The organism is Flavobacterium flabelliforme (assembly GCF_017948675.1).
GTDB classification, from domain to species: domain Bacteria; phylum Bacteroidota; class Bacteroidia; order Flavobacteriales; family Flavobacteriaceae; genus Flavobacterium; species Flavobacterium pygoscelis.
Genome location: NZ_JAGFBU010000037.1, coordinates 1 through 348, shown reverse-complemented (window position 1 = coordinate 348; position 348 = coordinate 1). Strand labels below are relative to the sequence as shown.

The 348-nt window shown below is 31.0% G+C and carries 1 protein-coding gene; it reads left to right on the top strand.

The annotated features are described in order from the left end of the window. Positions 1–348 (top strand): DDE-type integrase/transposase/recombinase (locus J3S90_RS15780; RefSeq protein ID WP_210646983.1); only part of this gene is annotated, 348 nt, incomplete at both ends.

The window sequence follows — 348 nt, the reverse complement described above, 5'->3', positions numbered from 1 at the left end:
TTACTTACTTGCGTCTTAATGGAAAAAATGCCTATTTAGCACTCGTAACAGATGCTTATTCTAAACAAATAATGGGTTTTCATGTAGCTACAAACATGAAAGCTTCTTTATCAATAGAAGCTTTAAAGATGGCTCTTAAAAATAGAAAATATCCAAATAGAAAATTAATACACCATTCCGACAGAGGATTCCATTACTGCTGGCCAGAATATGTGAAAATGTTACAGGATAACGAAATTATTATAAGTATGACTGAACAATATGATCCCTATGAAAATGCGTTAGCGGAACGTTTAAACAAAACATTGAAATATGAATTTGGACTTAACCAAACTATCCCAAATAAAA